Origin of the sequence: Rhodococcus chondri (assembly GCF_036327435.1) — a bacterium.
Lineage (GTDB): Bacteria > Actinomycetota > Actinomycetes > Mycobacteriales > Mycobacteriaceae > Rhodococcus > Rhodococcus chondri.
Genome location: NZ_JAUZMZ010000324.1, coordinates 1 through 2,415 on the forward strand (window position 1 = coordinate 1; position 2,415 = coordinate 2,415).

Annotated in this window: 3 protein-coding genes and 1 pseudogene; 1 reads left to right on the top strand and 3 read right to left on the bottom strand. The window is 71.9% G+C overall.

The features are described from left to right. A pseudogene (locus Q8814_RS25710) lies at window positions 1–373 on the top strand (dolichol-phosphate mannosyltransferase); the annotation flags it as partial. Between the two features lie 72 nt (window positions 374–445). Here the strand turns inward: Q8814_RS25710 and Q8814_RS25715 are convergent. The 3 genes from Q8814_RS25715 to Q8814_RS25725 form a co-directional block, all read right to left on the bottom strand. After that, window positions 446–673: a hypothetical protein gene (locus tag Q8814_RS25715; RefSeq protein ID WP_330154770.1), complete on the bottom strand. Its 228-nt coding sequence runs from the start codon at window positions 671–673 to the stop codon at window positions 446–448. Window positions 674–811: 138 nt separating this feature from the next. Further along, complete coding sequence (locus Q8814_RS25720; RefSeq protein WP_330154771.1) at window positions 812–1,810, bottom strand: AurF N-oxygenase family protein; 999 nt, start codon at window positions 1,808–1,810, stop codon at window positions 812–814. After that, window positions 1,810–2,415: prephenate dehydrogenase dimerization domain-containing protein (locus tag Q8814_RS25725; protein ID WP_330154772.1), on the bottom strand; the 606-nt coding region annotated here is incomplete at its 5' end. The genes Q8814_RS25725 and Q8814_RS25720, both read right to left, overlap by 1 nt.

Sequence of the window (2,415 nt, forward strand, 5' to 3'; positions counted from 1 at the left end):
GGTGGTGAACTGGCCGTGGCACCGGGAGGTGCTCTCCCGCGGCGGCAACATCTACTCGCGGCTCGCGCTGGGGGTCGGGATCCGCGACATCACCGGCGGCTACCGCGCGTACCGGCGCCGCGTGCTGGAAACCCTCGACCTCGACGCGATCGCCTCGCACGGCTACTGCTTCCAGGTCGACCTGGCGTGGCGCACCCTGCAGGCCGGGTTCGCCGTCGCCGAGGTGCCCATCACCTTCACCGAACGCGAGATCGGTGAGTCGAAGATGAGCGGCAACATCGTGCAGGAAGCGCTGGTGAAGGTCACGGTATGGGGGGTGCGCAACCGCCTCGGGAAACTGCACGCCCTCCTTGCGCGTCGCCGGGCGGCCTGACCCGGGCGCCGCGATGCCGCCGGCCCGAGCGGGACGAGTCGACGCGGTGCTCCTGCACCGGGCTCGGGTCGTCTAACCCCGGTGGGTGGCCTTCTTCGCCAGATCGGCGACCTGGTGCTGCACCTGGGGAGCCTTGGCCTTGACGGTCTCGGCCGCCTCGCTGACCTTGTCCTGCACGGCCGGGCGTTGCCAGAGATCGAGGGATTGCTCCTTGACCTTCTTGTAGGCCGAGGTGCCCGACCGGGTGGCCGCCACATAGCCTGCGGCCGCACCCGCGGCGAAAATCAGGGCTTTGATCACGACGTGCTCCTTGCTCGACGAAGTCCGGTGCCGGCCGGTCCGGTGTCCTTCGGTTCCACGGTAGAACGCGTGATCCGGTTGCGCAGCAGAACATTCGCGCATGACCGGTGCGCGGGCACGATCGTCGGACTCCGGCGATCACGCACGGTCGACGGTGATGCGGGCGACGAGGTCGTCCCAGATGCCGAGGTCGGCGCACAGGCGGTGGATGGCGCTGCAGTCCTGCACCACCTGCCGGCCCGCGGTGGCGTCGACGAGGTCGGCGAGCAGGGCGTCGGCTCCGGGCACCCGTTCGTGGGTGATGATCGCCGCCCAGGTGTCGGTGTCGTTGCCGGTGAACGCGTCGATGCCGGCGGCGAGCGCATCGAGCAGCCGGTCCTTGTCGGTGCTGTCGAGCTCGCCGAACACCATGGTGAGCAGTTCGCCGCTCAGCGAGGCGTGACACAGCTCGTCGCGGCGGTGCACCGCCACGGTGCTCCGATTGACCGGCTGCACCGTCTCGTCCTGGGTGAACAACCCCAGATAGGCGCTGATCGAGGTCTCGGCGACGGTGGTGAACGCCAGCCGGACCAGCGCCGCGTGCCGGGGATCGGCGGCCGCGGTCACCGCCGCGTGGTGGGCCCGCACGGTCCGGCACGGCGGCAGCACCGCGTCGGGCAGCGCCCACCCGCGACGCCGGCGGGTCAGCGCGTTGGCGTTCTGGTGCATCAGCGTGTGGTACTGCTCGTCGACCATGGCCTGGAGCACTCCGACGACCACGGTGTCGGACGGGGCGAGCCCGAACACGTCGGAGGTGATCAACGCGAATCCGGGATTGACCACGTACTGCTCGATGTCGATGACGTTCTTGTTGTAGGCGATCCAGGCCCAGGCCCGCAGCCGTGCCCGGGGTTCGTCGTCGAGCGCGAGGTAACGCCGGTCGGTGTGGAACGGCAGCAGCGGCTCGGGAAAGTCGAGTTTGCCGGGGTCGAACAACGCGTCGAGGTCGGGTTCGGGTTTCTTGACCGCGGCGCGACGATCCCAGGTGCGCGACAGGGCGCGGATCACCGCCCCGGCGGCGGGATCGGCGGGATCGTGCTCGGGCAACGTCGGGGGGCGCACCCGCTCGCGGCGGCGTGCGCGGTCGGGATCGGACATCACGGCACCCCCTTGAGGTGGACGTTCGGGTCGTGGGCCGGCGGCAACTCGGTGAACACCTGCGCGCACAGTCGACGGTACGGCGCGAGCTCGGCCCCGAGCGGTGCGCGTGCCCGCGCCATCAGCGCCGCGAAGCCCGCGTCCGTCCCGGCCGCGGCCGTGTCGAGGTCGTCGAGGGCGGTCCGCAGGGCGCGTCGGGCATCGGCGGCGTAGGGATTGGCGGCCTGGACGTCGTGGTACACCTCGGGCGCCCCGGAGGCGACCCGCGCGAGCAGGGTGCGCAGCAGCACGTGCGGGGGTGGGGCGGTGGCCGCGGTGGCCGCGGGCGGATCGAGCCGTGCCAGGGCCAACCCGAACGCCAGCACCGCGGCGTGGGTGAGCGCCTGCGCCGCCCCGGCGACCCGATCGTGCTCGTCGGCGGTCAGCTCCACCACGTGGGCGTCCCAGCCGCGTACGGCCCGCACCATCGCGGTGACATCGGGACCGTCGCGGTGGCGCACCGCGACGACCGGACGACCGCGCAGTCCGAGGTCGGGCGCGAACATCGGGTTCAGCCCCAGCACCTGCTGCCGCGGCAGGCTCTGGCGCAGGGCCGCGGCAGCAGG